Raw genomic sequence first — 15,494 nt, 5'->3', positions numbered from 1 at the left:
TCAATAGGCTGGAAGTGAGGAGGGATTACTCGTTGAGAGAGTTGCCGTATTTGTCGTCGTACTCACGCCGATAGCCGCGCGCTTTATTGCGATCGCGGATCCACAGATAGCCGCAAACCAGTGCCACCAGGGTTGAAAATGAAACATTACGCATATCCCGGTCATAATAAAACACCAACAATGCATCCAGCGCCGCCACCAGGAAAATCCACTTATACATGTGCGATTGCCGCCGCGTTGCGGCGTTAAGGCGTTTCAACTGTCTGGCTTCGTGCAAAACCGGCTTTTGCTGCATAGTCACTCATCATCAATCAGTCCAGTTGCTAAATTAGCAGATTATTCCCGACAGCGTCATAGCGGATAAGGGCTGTCATGTCACTTTCTGCATCGGTTTAAAAATCATGCGTTGACGGATTGAAATCGGCTAAAAACATGATAGGTTATTTATTCACTATTTCCGGTTTTATATTCAGTGGGTGGCGATGATTGTCAGAACCTGGCACGGCTGCGTGCCACTACAACATCGGCAAGGATTTGCCGATCATTTGCATGTCACAGGCGTCAAGCATGCTAAAGCGATTGCGGGCAACCGTGGGGCTTTTGTCAGACAAGAGGTGCAGGGAGACTATGCGCATTTCTTTCTGGCAACTTATTGGACCTCGCTGGAGGCCATCAAATGTTTTGCCGGTGAAGCCTATCAAGTTGCGGTCACTTATCCGGATGATGAAGCCTTCGCGCTGATCTCCGATCCTTACGTGTTTCACCATCAGGTGGATGAAATCGTCGAGCTTTAACCTCGGATTCAACGTTATGCAGGGGATTACGATGAACAGCAAAACAGTACGCCCAGAAGAGATCGTGCAACAGCAGCTTGATGCCTACAATGCCCGTGATATAGACGCCTTTATGGCCTGCTGGGCAGACGATGCGCTGTATTATCAGCATCCGGATACGCTGCTTGCCCGTGGTAAAGGTGAAATTCGTGAGCGTCATCTTGCCCGCTTCCAAGAGCCAAGCCTTTACGGTGAGCGTATCAAACGTATGGTGGTTGAGAATTTGGTCATAGACCAAGAGGTAGTCACGCGCAATTTTCCGCAGGGGCGCGGGAAGATGGATGTTATTGCCATCTATGAGATTGAGCAAGGGAAGATCGCCAAGGCCTGGTTCAAGATTGGGCCTTGTGAACTGGATGAGGGCGCGTTATAGCGCCCCTGATTTACAGTGCCAAAATGGCTTCGATCTCGACGTTCAAATCGGGCGAAAACAGGGCGCTGACGGCAACCAGAGAACTGGCAGGGAGTGCACCGTCCAGATAGTCGAACAGGACGTCACGAATGGCGGCCAAGTCGGCTATTTCGGTCAGAAAAACGGTGATCTTGATCAGTGATTTAAGATTGGTGCCCTCACTGGCAGCCACGGCCGCAAGTTGTTCCAGTATGGCGCGAGCCTGGTCTTGTACCGCTTGCCCCTGGGCTTCGGTGGCAAAGGCGGTCAGGCCAGAGACGTACAGCGTATCGGCGTGGCGTACCGCGTGCACATAGGGCCCACCCGGCTTAGGTAATTTTGCATAGTTGGTGCGTTTTAATGACATGATGACCCCACGAGATGACCAAGAGCACGCACTCATCAGCGCGTGCAGCCGAAAGTTTTGCAGGATGCTGCCTGGTAATACTATCATCCCAGGCAGTCGTTCATGCAATAAGGGTGCATAAGGGTGATCAACCAGGCATTTATTCCTTATCTGCAACGTTGGCAACTTGAGCCAGACGGGCCAGCGTTTGAAACCCACAGCAGCCTGTTGATGCCGGTACGCTATCAAATGATGCCCGCAATGTTGAAAATTGCCCGCGAACAGGAAGAAAAATTTGGCGGCCTGCTGATGTGCTGGTGGCGTGGAGAAGGTGCTGCGCGGGTGCTGGCCTGGCATGATGACGGCATTTTGCTGGAAAGGGCCATGGGGCCTTTGTCATTGGCACAACTGGTACGCAACGGTGAAGACCAACGGGCAACCGCTATTCTGTGCCAGGTCATTGCCCAATTGCATGCGCCGCGAGATGAGCCTTATCCCGAACTGATCCCCTTGCATCAATGGTTTAACGCCTTATGGCCAGCAGCACAGGCTCATGGTGGTATGTTGCGTCTGAGTGCTACCGCTGCGGCAGAACTGTTGACCAGCCCAAGGGATCAAGGGGTGTTGCATGGGGATATTCACCATGACAACGTGCTGGATTTTGCCGAACGCGGCTGGCTAGTGATCGATCCCAAGCGTCTGTATGGCGAGCGTGGATTTGATTACGCCAATATCTTCTGCAACCCCAATTACGGTGTCGCCACCGATCCCGATATCTTCCATCGTCGCGTTGACCAGGTTTGCTCCTTGGCTGGTTTGGAACGTTACCGTCTGCTGCAGTGGATCCTGGCCTGGGCGGGGCTTTCCGCGGCCTGGTTTTTGGAAGATGGTGAGCCAGCGGATATCGATTTTCGTGTGGCAGAACTGGCAGCGCGTGCCTTGGGTATCGCGCTGCCGCAGGGTGATAGCGGATTTATCCTGCCAATCGTTGAGAGCCAATAGCGGGATTCAAGGCATTTTGCGCCGTGGTAATGAGAAAATAGCGTAAGCCAGTACACCGCCAATCAGTCCCCAGAAGGCAGCCCCCACGTTTAACAACGTCAGCCCGGAAGCGGTGATCAGAAAAGTGATCACCGCAGCGTCCCGCTGTTTATCATCCTGGAGCGCGCGTTGCAAACTACCGGCAATGGTGCCTAATAACGCCAGCCCGGCGATGGTATGGATCAAGGTTACCGGCAGCGCGCTGAACAGCATGCCAATGGTACCGCCGAACACCCCAGCTAACAGATAAAAGCCGCCGGCGGCCACGGCAGCCATATAACGGCGCTTGGGATCGGGATGTACGTCCGGCCCCATGCAGATGGCGGCGGTGATGGCGGCAATACACACCGTGAAGCCGCCAAAGGGGGCCAGCACCAGAGCCGTCAGGGCAGTCCAACTAATTAAGGGGGAAGTGGGAACGTCATATCCGCCGGCCTTGAGAGTGGCGATGCCTGGCGCGTTCTGCGAGGCCATCGTCACGACAAAGAAAGGAATACCTATGCCCAGCAACGTCGACAGCGTGAAGTGCGGAGCGATAAATTCCGGCTTGGCGAAGGACAGCGTTTGTTGGGTGAAATGAATGTTACCCTGTAACGCCGCGATGATCAGCCCGGCCAGCAACGTCAGAACGATCCCGTAACGCGGCAGATAGCGGCGGGTGAACAGATACACCAGGCACATGCCGGCGCTGAGTGAAAAATTGATCTGCAAGGAAGCAAAGGCATCTAACCCGAAGCGGAGCAATATGCCGGCCAGCATCGCTGCCGATATGGCCTGCGGGATATGATTCATCAACCTGGCAAACAGGCCGGTGACACCACACAGCAGGATCAGCCCGCTGGCAAAAATAAATACCCCGATGGCCTCATTGAGCGGGGTTCCAGGCAAGCTGATGACCAGTAACGCGGCACCAGGCGTCGACCAGGCGGTGAGGATTGGCGTACGGTAATAGAGCGAGAGCCCCAACGAAGTGATACCCATACCTAGACCAAGCATGCTCAGCCAGCCGCCAATTTGTATCGGGCTGGCCCCTGCGGCAGCAGCGGCCTGAAAGATAATCGCTGCAGAACTGGTATAGCCGACCAGCACGGCGACAAAACCGGCAACGATGGCAGAAAAGGAGATATCACGTAATGAGAGTGCAGGACGCATAACCGCTCCCGAGTCAGTGTGCGTTATAACGTACGAATTGACGGAGCATAGCATCGTGCGTTATAGCGCACAAGGGGCTATAATCGCCGCAGGTTTATCAGGAGAACCGCTATGCAGGATCTTGCCAGCCATTTGGCGCAAACGCTGAAGTCATTACGTACGCAACGCGGTTGGAGCCTTAATCAGGCTGCCGAAAATACGGGCGTCAGCAAGGCTATGCTGGGGCAGATCGAACGGGGTGAGTCCAGCCCAACGGTGGCGACCTTATGGAAAATTGCTACCGGGTTTAACGTGGCTTTCTCTGCCTTTCTGGAAACGGCGCCGCTGCAACCGGCGGCTATGCTGCATCGTTATGGCGAGTTGCCAATCTTCAATCAAGACAATGCCGACATGCGTGTGGTGCCGCTGTTCCCATTCGACCGCCAACTGGGTTTTGATATGTTTGTGATCGACTTGGCTCCTGGCGCGCTCAGTGAATCCTCGGCTCATGAGCCGGGCGTGATTGAACATGTCATTGTCATTAGTGGCCAACTGGAACTGGCGATTAATGGCGAGTGGTACAGCCTTGCCAGCGGCGAAGCCATGCGTTTCCAGGCGGATTGCCCACATGCGTATCATAATGCCAGCGTAGAGCCGGTACGCATTCACGACTTGATCCATTACCCACGGATTTAATCGTAGCCGTGAATTTTGACGTGCAAAAAAGGGTGCTCACGGAACGTCTCCCAGAAAGTTACGGACGGGGCGCACCCCATCCGTGGGATCGCCTTACCGCTGTTTCAGGCAAGACAGAATGGCGGCAATTTCCGTTGTTCCTTGCCTGACACGTAACTCACACAGCGAATCACGTGTTATCCAGGTGAATGCGATCAGCGTCACACAGATAACGATCAGGCATAAAACCAGCAGTTTTTGCGGCATTCTTAACCTCCTTGTCCCTTGATTTTGGGATTTTAAGAGGCTAACCTCACCTTGCTTAGGAGTGAGATCGGCCTCGGATTGATGTAAATCGGTCCGGGGCTTTTCTCTTTCCATCCTTTACCAAATGCTCCAGACGGAAAGATCCAGAGCACTCACCTGCAGTCTACTTAATACCCATGCTGTTGAATGCACTCGATTGTTCAGATAGCGAAGCGTTTCGCAATTTTTCTGTGCACCATAAAAAAACGCCGAAGCTAGGCTCCGGCGTTTTTGAGGTCAGGTTACAGCAGAGATTAGAGAACTGCAGCTTTCGCTTTTGCTGCCGTATCTTCTGCGGTATCCAGCGTCATGCGGTACAGCTTCGGTGCGGTCAGCATCATCAGCACGGCGATCACCGCCGTGGCGATACCAATCTGCATAAACACGTGGCTATAGATAGCCAAAGAAGCATGCGCATCGTTAATGTCGCTTGGGACGGCGGTCAGACCCGCGACCTTACCGGCGATCAGCGCGGCGGCGGCGGTGGTCAGGAACCAGGAGCCCATGATAAAGCCCATCAGGCGCTGTGGCACCAACTGAGCCACCATAGCCAGGCCCAGACCAGAGATCATCAGCTCACCGATACTCTGCAGCGCATAGCTCAAGATTAGCCAGTTAACGGACACGATGCCCTGGTCGTTGGCGAAGCTTGCGCCCCACGGCAGCACCAGGAACGCCCCGGAGCACAGGATCATGCCGAAGGCAAACTTGTGCGGCATCGGCAGACGATCGCCCATCTTGTTATACAGCGCAGCGAGAATAGGGCTGGCCATCATGATCCAGAACGGGTTCAGTGCCTGATACTGCTCCGGTTCAAACGCGATCCCCAGAATATTGTGCTCAACGTTGTGGATAGCAAAGAAGTTCAGTGAGGTTGGCATCTGGCTGTACAACACGAAGAACACCACCGCTTCGAGCATCAGCAGGAAGGCCACGATCATTTTACGACGTGCTGCGCCGTGCAAGGCGAAGGTTTCCTTGGCGAACACGATGACGATACCCACAGAGATGATAGCCAGTGCCCAGCGCGCGATAATCTGGTTGTGCAGCAACCAGCTGGAAACCGCGATCAGTGCTACCACACCAACGATCACCATCAGCAGTTTTTTGACCTGCAGGGGCTTAAAGTCAGGTTTTGAACCGTATTGCTTAACCCAGCCGTGGCACATCATAAAGTTGACCAGGGTGATCAACATCCCCACCACGCTCAGTGAGAAGGCGACGCTCCAGCCATATTTGGCCGCAAGCCACGGGGTTGCCAGCATGGAGAAGAATGAACCGATGTTGACGGACATATAGTACATGGTAAATGCACCGTCCAAACGCGGATCGTCTTTCTCATAGCAGGTAGACAGCAGGGAAGAAGGGTTGGCTTTAAACAGACCGCTACCCACGGCGATGGTGGCCATCCCCAGATAAACCCAGAAGATATCATGACCAGAATAGGCCACCATGGCGTAACCGGCGGCCAGCACGATGGCCCCCAAGACGATCACACGCTTGGAGCCGAGAACTTTATCCCCCAGCCAGCCACCAATGGCCACGAAACCGTACACCAGCGCACTGAATGAGGAGAACAGCGTAATCGAGTCGGCTTCACTCAGGCCAAGCATCTTGACCAGATAGACTGCCATGATGCCTTGCAGACCGTAGTAGCCGAAACGTTCCCAGAGTTCAATCGAGAAGATCAGGTAGAAGGCCTTAGGTTGCTTAAACGCGTTAAGGCTAATGTTGTCCGAAGAATTGTTGTTTGCAGTTGACACTGGTACCTCTGGTTTTTTCACTACCCGTATTGTCAGGACGGGAAATAGCAGAATGTGATGCAGGGCTGCACACTTCTGCATTGTTATAGGATGAATGCCGGCGGTTAATGTTCACTATCTTTGTCAACGTGGCAAGCTTTTTGACATGTTCTGTTACATATAACATAGACAACGCTATGCAACTATGTTGCAAATGTTATGCAGTATTAACGTTTGCCATTTTTAAATTTGCCGAGTTTTTGTTTTGATTAAAAGCTATCCTGAATTAATTTAGTTATATCTTCTGCTATTTAAGCCATATCCAGTCCATACCAATGCTCATGATTGATTAGGCCTTGGTTTGTTGTGCATAAATTGGGTTATGCAAAATTTCTGAAAATGGACAGATCGGTAGTGAGGTTTGTAAATGAGATGTGATCGTCAAGACGTGAGGTTAACCACAATTTTTGACTAATTTTACGGTTGAAAATATCTGAAACAGCGAGTTTGTAGGGTAATCCAGGGTTCCACCAAGGTTAATGCTGCCCGACGTCACATTTTTGATAAAAAACCGGAGGGAAGAGTCGCGGACACGGATCGCCGTGCCCGGTACTCTCAATCAAGCGGATAGACCTTCTCTTTAAACTCGCACAGGTCTTCGATAATGCATGAACCGCAGCGCGGTTTACGGGCGATACAGGTATAGCGGCCATGCAGGATAAACCAGTGATGGCAGTCGACTTTAAACTCGGCGGGAACCACTTTCAGCAGCTTTTCCTCTACCTGCTCCACGTTTTTCCCTGGGGCGAAGTGGGTGCGGTTACAGACGCGGAAGATATGGGTATCAACGGCAATGGTCGGCCAACCGAAGGCCGTGTTCAACACTACATTGGCCGTTTTACGCCCCACGCCGGGCAGGGCTTCGAGTGCTGCGCGATCTTCCGGCACTTCACCGTCATGCTTTTCCAACAGAATACGGCAGGTTTTGATCACGTTCTCGGCTTTGCTGTTAAACAGGCCGATGGTTTTGATGTATTCTTTGACGCCGTCTACCCCTAACGCCAGCAAGGCCGCTGGCGTGTTGGCAACCGGGTAGAGCTTGGCCGTGGCCTTGTTAACGCTGACGTCGGTTGCCTGAGCGGAGAGCAGCACGGAAATCAACAGCTCAAAAGGTGTGGTATACACCAGCTCGGTGGTCGGATGCGGGTCGTGATCCCGCAAGCGGGTCAGGATCTCCAGGCGTTTCTCTTTATTCATAGCGCTTTCTCTGCGTGTCCCTGTTCCATGTTAGCTTCAACTGCCAAGGCCTTGGCTTTACGCGCCTTCATTTTTTCATCAATCAGATATTTGGTTGCCAGCATCAAGCCCAGACCGATAAAGGCACCTGGTGGCAGCATGGCCAGCAGGAAAGGGGTGTCGAAATGGACAATCTCAATGCGCAACACCTTGGCCCAACTGCCCAGCAGCAGGTCAGCGCCATCAAATAGCGTACCGTTACCAATCAGCTCGCGTAGCGAGCCCAGCACAAACATGGCACTGGTGGCACCAAGGCCGATAGCCATACCGTCGATCAATGCCAGTCCTACCGGTTTTCGCGCCGCTACTGCTTCAGCCCGGCCCACCACGATGCAGTTGGTGACGATCAGCGGGATAAAAATCCCCAACGACTGATACAGGCCGAAAGCGTAGGCGTTGATCAGCATCTGCACGATACTCACTGCGGCGGCAATGATCATCACATAAATCGGAATGCGGACCTCGCTCGGGATCCAACGGCGCAGGGCGGAGATGGAACCGTTGGTAATGGTCAGCACCAGCGTGGTAGCCAGTCCAAGCCCCAAGGCGTTGGTGGCAGTTGACGTTACCGCCAGCAGCGGACACAGCCCCAATAATTGCACTAACGCAGAGTTGTTTTTCCACAACCCCTGTACGATTAACTCTTTGGCTTCACTCATTCGCTGGCTCCGCAGGCAGGCAAAGTATCCAGTTTAGGCGGCAGCGTCTCCATAAACAACGCTGTACGACGCACGGCGTTGACCACCGCTCGCGGGGTGATGGTGGCCCCAGTGAACTGATCAAACATGCCGCCGTCTTTCTTCACTGCCCAACGTTTATCATCCGGGCCGTCGATCTTTTTACCGCTGAAGAAGGTGATCCAGTCGGTGATACGTAATTCGATTTTGTCGCCCAGCCCAGGCGTTTCGTGATGTTCTATCACGCGGGTTCCCAATACCGTGCCGTTAAAATCGGCCCCGACCAGCAGTTGGATCGCCCCAGAATAACCGTCTGGCGCGGTCGTTTCCAACGCGGCTGCCACCAGTTGACCATTTTTGCGGGCCAGATACAGATGGTGCGGCGCGCCATTGCCTAAAGCCGGATCGCTGACTAGCAGGCATTCGCTCTGCATATCATTGTCATAATGTTCCGGCGGGACGACCTGGTCCAGCAACGCTTTTTGTTGCAACGCCGCCTGATGTGCAATGGTGGTTTTGGTTAACTGGTACACCACGGCGGTCAGGCCGGTGGTGACCGCGGCAAACACGGCCAGTGTGGTGCCATGCTTTCTCATGGAATTAAGCATAATGACTCCTCAACGGTGGCCATACACGCGTGGCTGCGTGTAGTGATCGATCAACGGTACGGTAATGTTGGCCAGCAGTACGGCAAAGGCTACCCCGTCGGGATAACCGCCATACACGCGGATCATCCAGACCAGCAAGCCAACCAGGCCGCCGTATATCAGCCGACCTTTGGGCGTAGTAGAGGCACTGACCGGGTCGGTGGCAATAAAGAAAGCCCCGAGCATAGTGGCCCCGGAAAACAGATGGATCAACGGGGAAGCCTGATGGGCCGGATCCAACGTCCAGGCCAATCCTGAGCACAAGGCAATGACGGCCAACATGCTGAACGGGATTTGCCAGTGGATCAGCTTACGGCCCAGCATAAACAGGCCGCCGAGCAGGAAGCCCAGGTTAATCCACTGCCAGCCGATACCGGCCAGGGTGCCACCGAACAGCGGTTGCTGGAGCACTTGCTCGACCGAGTGGCCGCTGCGTAGGCCGGTTTTAAAACCGTCTAATGGCGTGGCCTGGCTGATGCCATCGACGCCCATCTGCAATTCGTGCAGAGTGGCCCCCTGGGCAGTGTGGCCGCTGAAAATAGCTAGCAGGGTATCTGGCAGGGTCAGGGCGGTTGCGCGCAGCTCTTCCGGCGGTAACCAACTGGTCATCTGTACCGGGAAGGAGATTAACAGCACCACGTAACCCACCATGGCCGGATTGAAAGGGTTTTGCCCAAGTCCGCCGTATAGCTGTTTGGCGATCACAATGGCGAAAAAGGTGCCGATAACGATCATCCACCAGGGAGCTAGAGGTGGCAGGCTAATGCCCAGCAACAGCGCAGTGAGCAGGGCGGAATTATCTGCCAGCCGAGCCTTGACTGGCTGTTTACGTAGCGCAAGAATGGCGGCCTCGGACCCGAGGGCGGTCACCATGGCCAGCGCGGTCTGAACAAGGTTGCCATAGCCAAAGAACCATAACTGTGCTGCCATGCCGGGAATGCAGGCCAGCATCACCCAAAGCATGATGCGGCTGGTGCTTTGCTGGTTATGGGTAAACGGAGAGCTGGCGATGTGTAAGCCCTTGGGGGCTGCCTGTTGTACCGGCCTGAACTTCATAGAATAACTACCATTTCTTTGCCATGTTAATCAGTGCATTCACGGTGCGGGCACCGGGGGAAATTACAGCGCTGCATTCTACCTCAATCATATGCCGGGTAATACGTGCTAATCATAAGGATATTCAGCTTTTGCGGTGAGAAAAAGCCAGGCTGGGTGTAAAACGTGCAGTATGGGTTGTCATACTGATGATCGAGCTGCTATTTTTGGACTGCTTGGCGCACGGAATAACAACTTTCATATAATTAACGTAGGTTACTATCCTGAGCATTTTTGAAGTAGCGAACAATTAATAATGACTAATGAAGATATTTTATTTATTGAAGAACTGATTGAATGGGTCGAAATTCATCTGGAGACTCGGCCAAATCTGGATGAAGTTGCGCGTATCTCCGGCTACTCCAAGTGGCACCTGCAGCGCAAGTTCAAGCGAATCACCGGTATCCAGCTCGCCACCTATATTCGCTCACGCATTCTTACCCGTGCGGCGGTCGCGCTGCGTATCAGCAACCGTACGATTATCGATATCTCCGATGAGTTGGGCTTTGATTCACAGCAGACCTTTACCCGGATGTTTAAGCAACGTTTTGGCATTACGCCAAACCGCTACCGTACCATGGAAAAATGGGACGTGAAGAGCCTGATGCCGCGCTTCGACTTCGAAGCCGTGTATGAGGCAGGTTTTTATCCGGAGATACAACGGCTGACGTTACCTGATACGCACCTGGTCGGTTTTACGCGTGAGATGGAATTTGATACTGCCCAAGAGATGGCTATTTCTTCCTGTATCGCCATGAAGGGGGAAATCTTTAATGACTTCTTCAAAGGGCTGAATATGGAGTGCCACAAGGTTTACAGCATCCATTCTGCCAATGAGCGTGGCGAAGGCGAGTGTTCAGTCACGCATACCATGGCGGTGGAGCCGGAATTCAAGAAGGACATCCTTTCTGGCCACAAGATTGAAGATATTCGCTTGCCAGCGCGCGAGTACATCGCGATTACCCATCAGGGGACGGCCAAAGAGTGCGTGAAATTTATCTCTTACCTGATCTCGCACGTGATGCCAGGGCTGCGCAATGAAGTACGCGGAAGTGTTGAGATGGAGATAATCGAAGCTAAAGCGTGGAATCAGGATGCCAAACTGCGGCAGATCGATGTCAATTACACCTACCTGATTTCTATCGATTAAATGGGGCCTTACGTTCGGCAAGACCCCCATACCGCTTACTCTTTATCTACCGTAGCTAGCTGTTGTGCGGCCTTTTTAGCTTTGACTCGGGCCAATGCTGCGGCAACGGCAGCCTTGCGTGGATCCTCCGGTTCAGCCGTTGGGATAGGTTCCTCGTCAACTAGTGGTTGAGAACGCTCAGCTTGCTGCGCCGCTTTTTTGGCTTTGACTCGGGCCAGCGCGGCAGCTACGGCAGCCTTGCGTGGATCCTCCGGCTCAGCCGTAGGGATAGGTTCCTCGTCTACTTGCGGTGGTGAAAGCTCGGCTTGCTGCGCCGCCTTTTTCGCCTTCACGCGGGCTAATGCTGCCGCTACTGCAGCCTTACGAGGATCCTCTGAAGCTACAGTTTCCGCCACGCTCTCTGCGTCTTGTGCCTGCGCCGCTTTCTTGGCTTTGACTCGAGCCAACGCCGCAGCCACGACCGCTTTACGCGGGTCTTCCTCTTGCACCGCTGTCGCCGCAGGCATTTCGCTTGCTCGCTCGAGCTTGCGCTCTCTGGCCTGTGCCTTACGCGCTTCGCGGGCAGCTATGGCAGCGCTGTTATCCGGCTCCTGGCCACTGATAGCAATGCCAGCAGCCTCACTGTTTTTGCTGCGCACGCGAGCCAAAGCCGCCTGGACGGCATCTTGATCGTTGTCGGTCAGTTTCACCGCGGCCTTTTTATGACGCTCTTCGCGCGCCAGCTTCTCACGCTCTAAACGGGCCAGCTTGGCTTCATAACGTGCCTTGGCTTCGGCGGTACGTGCCGCTTCCTGATCCAACGCGTTAATCTCAGCCTTCTCTTGGCGATAATATTGCACCAGCGGAATATTGCTGGGGCAGACGTAGGCACAGGCACCACATTCGATACAGTCGAACAGGTTGTGCTTACGCGCCTTCTCGTGCTCTTCGCCACGGCTGAACCAGTAAAGCTGCTGCGGCAACAGCCCGGCAGGGCAGGCATCAACGCACAGGCCACAGCGGATACAGGACTGCTCTGGTTCTTGTACGGCCATTTCGTCAACCGTCGGGGCCAGTAAGCAGTTGCTGATTTTGACGATCGGCACATCTAACGTTGGCAACGTAAAGCCCATCAGCGGGCCGCCCATTACCACCATCTGTTGGGATTGAGGTTGATAGCCGCCAAAGGCCAGCAGGTGTTGCACTGGCGTGCCGAGGCGCGCCCAGACGTTGCCTGGTCGGCTCATGGCCTCACCGGTTAAGGTGACGACACGTTCAATCAACGGCTCGCCATCGACAATCGCCCGCTTGATAGCAAAGGCGGTGCCCACGTTCTGCATCAGCACGCCGATGGTGGATGAACGCTTGCCGTGAGGCACTTCTTTGCCCGTCAGAATTTTGGTTAACTGCTTGGCACCACCGGAAGGATATTTGGTGGGGATCACCCGCAGGGCGATGCCATCCTGCCCGCGCAAAGCGGCTTTCAGAGCGGCGATGGCTTCCGGCTTGTTATCTTCGATGCCGATCAGCGTCACTTTGGGTTGTAGCAGGTGGCGCAGGATCTGGGTGCCTTCGATAATTTGAGCGGCCTGTTCCTGCATCAGCCGGTCGTCGGCGGTGATATAGGGCTCGCATTCGGCAGCGTTGAGGATCAGGGTTTCCACCTCTTCACGGCCACCTTGCAGCTTACTGGCCGTTGGGAAACCCGCACCCCCCAGTCCGGCAATCCCGGCCTGATGAATACGTTGGATCAGCTCTGCCGCATCCAGTTGGCGGTAATCGGCGACCGGCGTCAGTTCGCACCAGCGATCTTCACCGTCTGGATCGATAATCACGCACAGTTCCGCCAGCCCTGAAGGATGGGCGGTAACGTGAGGTTCAATGGCGCGGATGGTGCCCGAGGTTGGTGCATGTACCGGCAAGGTGCGGCCACGGCCAAAGGTCAGTGGTTGGCCTTTCAGTACGTGGTCACCGGCTTTGACGCACAGCTCACCTTCTGGTCCCAGATGCTGTAGCAAGGGGACGATAAAAATGTCGGGCAGGGGAGCCACGCGCAGTGGCACACCGCTGGACTGGGTCTTCATTTCGGGTGGATGAATGCCACCGTCAAAATCCCAAATCCGATCTTTTTTCAAAGCGGCGAACAGATTAAACATGTTGCTCCACGGGGATCACTTGCACCGGAATGGTTTGCATATCCCACTTCCAGCTGGCGGTCGTGGTGGCGACCGGTTTCATTTCAATACAATCGGTTGGGCAGGGCGCAACACACAGATCACAGCCGGTACAGAGATCGGTAATGACCGTGTGCATGGCGCGGGTGGCACCCACGATGGCGTCCACCGGGCAGGCCTGAATGCACTTGGTGCAGCCGATGCAGTTGGCTTCGTCAATAAAGGCGACCTTACGCACCGGCTCTGCCACGGCGGCACCGCCGTCCAGCGGTTGTGGCTCGACGTTGAGTAATTCGGCCAGCTTGAGCATCACCTGCTCGCCACCCGGGGCACATTTGTTGATCATCTCGCCATTGGCAACCGCTTCGGCATAGGGGCGGCAGCCGGGATAACCGCATTGGCCACATTGGCTCTGCGGCAGAATTTCGTCGATCTGTTCGGCAACCGGATCTTCTTCCACTTCAAAGCGGCGTGCGGCAAAACCCAGCACCAGGCCAAACAGCAATCCCAAGGCGCTTAATGCCGCCACCGCAATCCACAACGCAGTCATTAGAATCTCACCAGCCCGGTAAAGCCCATAAAGGCCAGAGACATCAGGCCAGCGGTGATCAAGGCGATAGAGGAACCGCGAAACGGCGCGGGCACATCGGCGACCGCCAGGCGTTCACGGATGGCGGCAAACAGCACCATCACCAATGAGAAGCCTGCGGCGGCACTAAAGCCATAAACCGCAGACTGCAGGAAGTTGTAGCCAAGGTTGACGTTGAGCAACGCCACGCCTAACACGGCGCAGTTGGTGGTGATCAGCGGCAGGAAAATCCCCAGCAGGCGATACAACGACGGGCTGGTTTTACGCACCACCATTTCGGTGAATTGCACCACGACGGCGATCACCAGAATAAAGGACAGCGTGCGCAGATAAACCAGATCCAACGGGATCAGGATAAAGCTGTTGATTAGCCAGGCGCAGACCGAGGCCAGCGTCATCACGAATGTGGTCGCCATGCCCATGCCGATGGCACTTTCCAGTTTCTTGGAAACGCCCATAAAGGGGCACAGACCCAGGAATTTCACCAGGACAAAGTTGTTCACCAGTACGGTGCCAACAAACAAGAGCAGGTATTCGGTCATTGCAATGCCTAAAAAAATAAAAGCCGCCTATTATCGGTAATCGGCGGCGTAACGACAACATACTAATCGCAAGGGTATTGCGCTTTTTTGCCTGTTTTGTTGAAAATTTACACAGCAGGGCGATCAAATCGTGCCTTGCCGTGGTTACTTCTCGGTGAAGGTGCCTTTCACGCGCTGGGAACGCTTAAAATAGGGCACCAGCAGGGCGGCCATCACCAACGGCCATAGCAGGCTACGCACGGCAAGTTCATCGGGCACGGGGGCAAAGGCGAACGCCTTGATCGCCAATAGCACGGTGATCAGCAGCCAGACCAGGAACAGCTTTGGAAAACGTTGTGAACGCTGGCAGAACAGCCACAGCAGGTACAGGGTAAAGCACCACATTACCAGCGTGGTGAGCACCGATAAATACCACTGCGTGGAGAAAGCCTGAGCATTGGTGCTCAGATACTCGCGTGATTCCGGCATAAAAATGGCCATACCGTACAGGGCCAACATCAGGCTGGCGCTGAGCAGGGTAACGATCAGATAGGCCATCGGGGCTAGCAACCAACCGCCAATGCGCGAGTATTCAGCTTGGGTCATACGAGATCCTGAGTGGTATTCCAACAAAGTAAGCGGCATAGCTTACTCAAATATGAGCCAATGCGCGAGGAGAAGGCGGTACCAACGGCAAAATGCCAGTCAGATTGCACTGACTGGCATGACATGGTTTACAAACCTCAGCCGGTTCTCATTGTAGGGGCGCTGCATGTGAACTGAACCCCAAATGTTGGACAAACATCTGACATTTGGAGGTACAGTTCTGATGAAGTATTCACTTCAGTTCAAACTTGACGTTGTCCGGTACTATCTTGCCGGACTCGGCGGTCAAAAACAG

At 54.2% G+C, this 15,494-nt stretch carries 18 protein-coding genes; 5 read left to right on the top strand and 13 right to left on the bottom strand.

Going from position 1 to position 15,494, the window contains the following annotated elements:
- Positions 1-25: 25 nt before the first annotated feature.
- Complete coding sequence (locus tag ACMV5H_RS15095) at positions 26-295, bottom strand: hypothetical protein (RefSeq protein ID WP_094981781.1); 270 nt, start codon at positions 293-295, stop codon at positions 26-28.
- Between the two features lie 187 nt (positions 296-482).
- Here ACMV5H_RS15095 and ACMV5H_RS15090 point away from each other — a divergent pair, with 187 nt between their 5' ends.
- Positions 483-794 carry a hypothetical protein gene (locus ACMV5H_RS15090; protein ID WP_115158448.1) on the top strand — a complete coding sequence of 104 codons (312 nt, stop codon included), beginning with the start codon at positions 483-485 and terminating at the stop codon, positions 792-794.
- A gap of 31 nt (positions 795-825) precedes the next feature.
- A complete protein-coding gene (locus tag ACMV5H_RS15085; RefSeq protein WP_021804535.1) occupies positions 826-1,206 on the top strand; it encodes a nuclear transport factor 2 family protein in 381 nt (126 codons plus the stop codon).
- A gap of 10 nt (positions 1,207-1,216) precedes the next feature.
- Here ACMV5H_RS15085 and ACMV5H_RS15080 read toward each other — a convergent pair whose 3' ends face one another.
- Positions 1,217-1,594, bottom strand: coding sequence for a RidA family protein (locus tag ACMV5H_RS15080; protein ID WP_037374920.1), 378 nt, complete (start codon positions 1,592-1,594; stop codon positions 1,217-1,219).
- Between the two features lie 123 nt (positions 1,595-1,717).
- Between ACMV5H_RS15080 and ACMV5H_RS15075 the strand changes: the two genes are divergently transcribed.
- Positions 1,718-2,572, top strand: a complete 855-nt coding sequence (locus ACMV5H_RS15075) for an aminoglycoside phosphotransferase family protein (RefSeq protein ID WP_037374919.1) — start codon at positions 1,718-1,720, stop codon at positions 2,570-2,572.
- Positions 2,573-2,578: 6 nt separating this feature from the next.
- On the opposite strand, the gene ACMV5H_RS15070 is transcribed toward ACMV5H_RS15075, so the two are convergent.
- Positions 2,579-3,763: a benzoate/H(+) symporter BenE family transporter gene (locus ACMV5H_RS15070; RefSeq protein WP_414822049.1), complete on the bottom strand. Its 1,185-nt coding sequence runs from the start codon at positions 3,761-3,763 to the stop codon at positions 2,579-2,581.
- A gap of 111 nt (positions 3,764-3,874) precedes the next feature.
- On the opposite strand from ACMV5H_RS15070, the gene ACMV5H_RS15065 reads away from it, so the two are divergent.
- The gene (locus ACMV5H_RS15065) at positions 3,875-4,438 is read left to right on the top strand and encodes a helix-turn-helix domain-containing protein (protein WP_059200724.1); all 564 of its coding nucleotides are present in this window, start codon (positions 3,875-3,877) and stop codon (positions 4,436-4,438) included.
- A 93-nt stretch (positions 4,439-4,531) separates the two neighbouring features.
- On the opposite strand, the gene ACMV5H_RS15060 is transcribed toward ACMV5H_RS15065, so the two are convergent.
- The 6 genes from ACMV5H_RS15060 to rsxD form a co-directional block, all read right to left on the bottom strand.
- Positions 4,532-4,684 carry a Hok/Gef family protein gene (locus tag ACMV5H_RS15060; RefSeq protein WP_059200725.1) on the bottom strand — a complete coding sequence of 51 codons (153 nt, stop codon included), beginning with the start codon at positions 4,682-4,684 and terminating at the stop codon, positions 4,532-4,534.
- A gap of 293 nt (positions 4,685-4,977) precedes the next feature.
- A complete protein-coding gene (dtpA, locus tag ACMV5H_RS15055; RefSeq protein ID WP_414822048.1) occupies positions 4,978-6,486 on the bottom strand; it encodes a dipeptide/tripeptide permease DtpA in 1,509 nt (502 codons plus the stop codon).
- A 594-nt stretch (positions 6,487-7,080) separates the two neighbouring features.
- On the bottom strand, positions 7,081-7,722 hold the full coding sequence (gene nth / locus ACMV5H_RS15050; RefSeq protein ID WP_414822047.1) for an endonuclease III: 642 nt from the start codon (positions 7,720-7,722) through the stop codon (positions 7,081-7,083).
- The gene (locus ACMV5H_RS15045) at positions 7,719-8,420 is read right to left on the bottom strand and encodes an electron transport complex subunit E (protein WP_059200728.1); all 702 of its coding nucleotides are present in this window, start codon (positions 8,418-8,420) and stop codon (positions 7,719-7,721) included. The genes nth and ACMV5H_RS15045 overlap by 4 nt, the downstream gene beginning before the upstream one ends.
- Complete coding sequence (rsxG, locus tag ACMV5H_RS15040; protein ID WP_021804527.1) at positions 8,417-9,046, bottom strand: electron transport complex subunit RsxG; 630 nt, start codon at positions 9,044-9,046, stop codon at positions 8,417-8,419. The genes ACMV5H_RS15045 and rsxG overlap by 4 nt, the downstream gene beginning before the upstream one ends.
- A 9-nt stretch (positions 9,047-9,055) precedes the next feature.
- Positions 9,056-10,141 carry an electron transport complex subunit RsxD gene (gene rsxD, locus ACMV5H_RS15035; RefSeq protein ID WP_414822046.1) on the bottom strand — a complete coding sequence of 362 codons (1,086 nt, stop codon included), beginning with the start codon at positions 10,139-10,141 and terminating at the stop codon, positions 9,056-9,058.
- Between the two features lie 295 nt (positions 10,142-10,436).
- Between rsxD and ACMV5H_RS15030 the strand changes: the two genes are divergently transcribed.
- A complete protein-coding gene (locus tag ACMV5H_RS15030; protein WP_021804525.1) occupies positions 10,437-11,330 on the top strand; it encodes a helix-turn-helix domain-containing protein in 894 nt (297 codons plus the stop codon).
- A 35-nt stretch (positions 11,331-11,365) separates the two neighbouring features.
- On the opposite strand, the gene rsxC is transcribed toward ACMV5H_RS15030, so the two are convergent.
- The 4 genes from rsxC to ACMV5H_RS15010 all read right to left on the bottom strand — a co-directional run bounded on the left by rsxC (position 11,366) and on the right by ACMV5H_RS15010 (position 15,199).
- Complete coding sequence (gene rsxC, locus ACMV5H_RS15025) at positions 11,366-13,465, bottom strand: electron transport complex subunit RsxC (RefSeq protein ID WP_414822045.1); 2,100 nt, start codon at positions 13,463-13,465, stop codon at positions 11,366-11,368.
- Positions 13,458-14,033, bottom strand: coding sequence for an electron transport complex subunit RsxB (gene rsxB / locus ACMV5H_RS15020; RefSeq protein WP_021804523.1), 576 nt, complete (start codon positions 14,031-14,033; stop codon positions 13,458-13,460). Before rsxB ends, rsxC begins: the two co-directional genes overlap by 8 nt.
- Positions 14,033-14,614, bottom strand: a complete 582-nt coding sequence (gene rsxA / locus ACMV5H_RS15015; RefSeq protein WP_414822044.1) for an electron transport complex subunit RsxA — start codon at positions 14,612-14,614, stop codon at positions 14,033-14,035. The genes rsxB and rsxA overlap by 1 nt, the downstream gene beginning before the upstream one ends.
- A gap of 144 nt (positions 14,615-14,758) precedes the next feature.
- Positions 14,759-15,199, bottom strand: coding sequence for a DUF2569 domain-containing protein (locus ACMV5H_RS15010; protein ID WP_021178055.1), 441 nt, complete (start codon positions 15,197-15,199; stop codon positions 14,759-14,761).
- Between the last annotated feature and the right edge of the window lie 295 nt (positions 15,200-15,494).

This window comes from Serratia sp. N21D137 (genome assembly GCF_047530005.1).
GTDB classification, from domain to species: domain Bacteria; phylum Pseudomonadota; class Gammaproteobacteria; order Enterobacterales; family Enterobacteriaceae; genus Chania; species Chania fonticola_B.
Note: the sequence above shows the minus strand (reverse complement) of the source record. Positions and strands in the feature narration are given on the sequence as shown.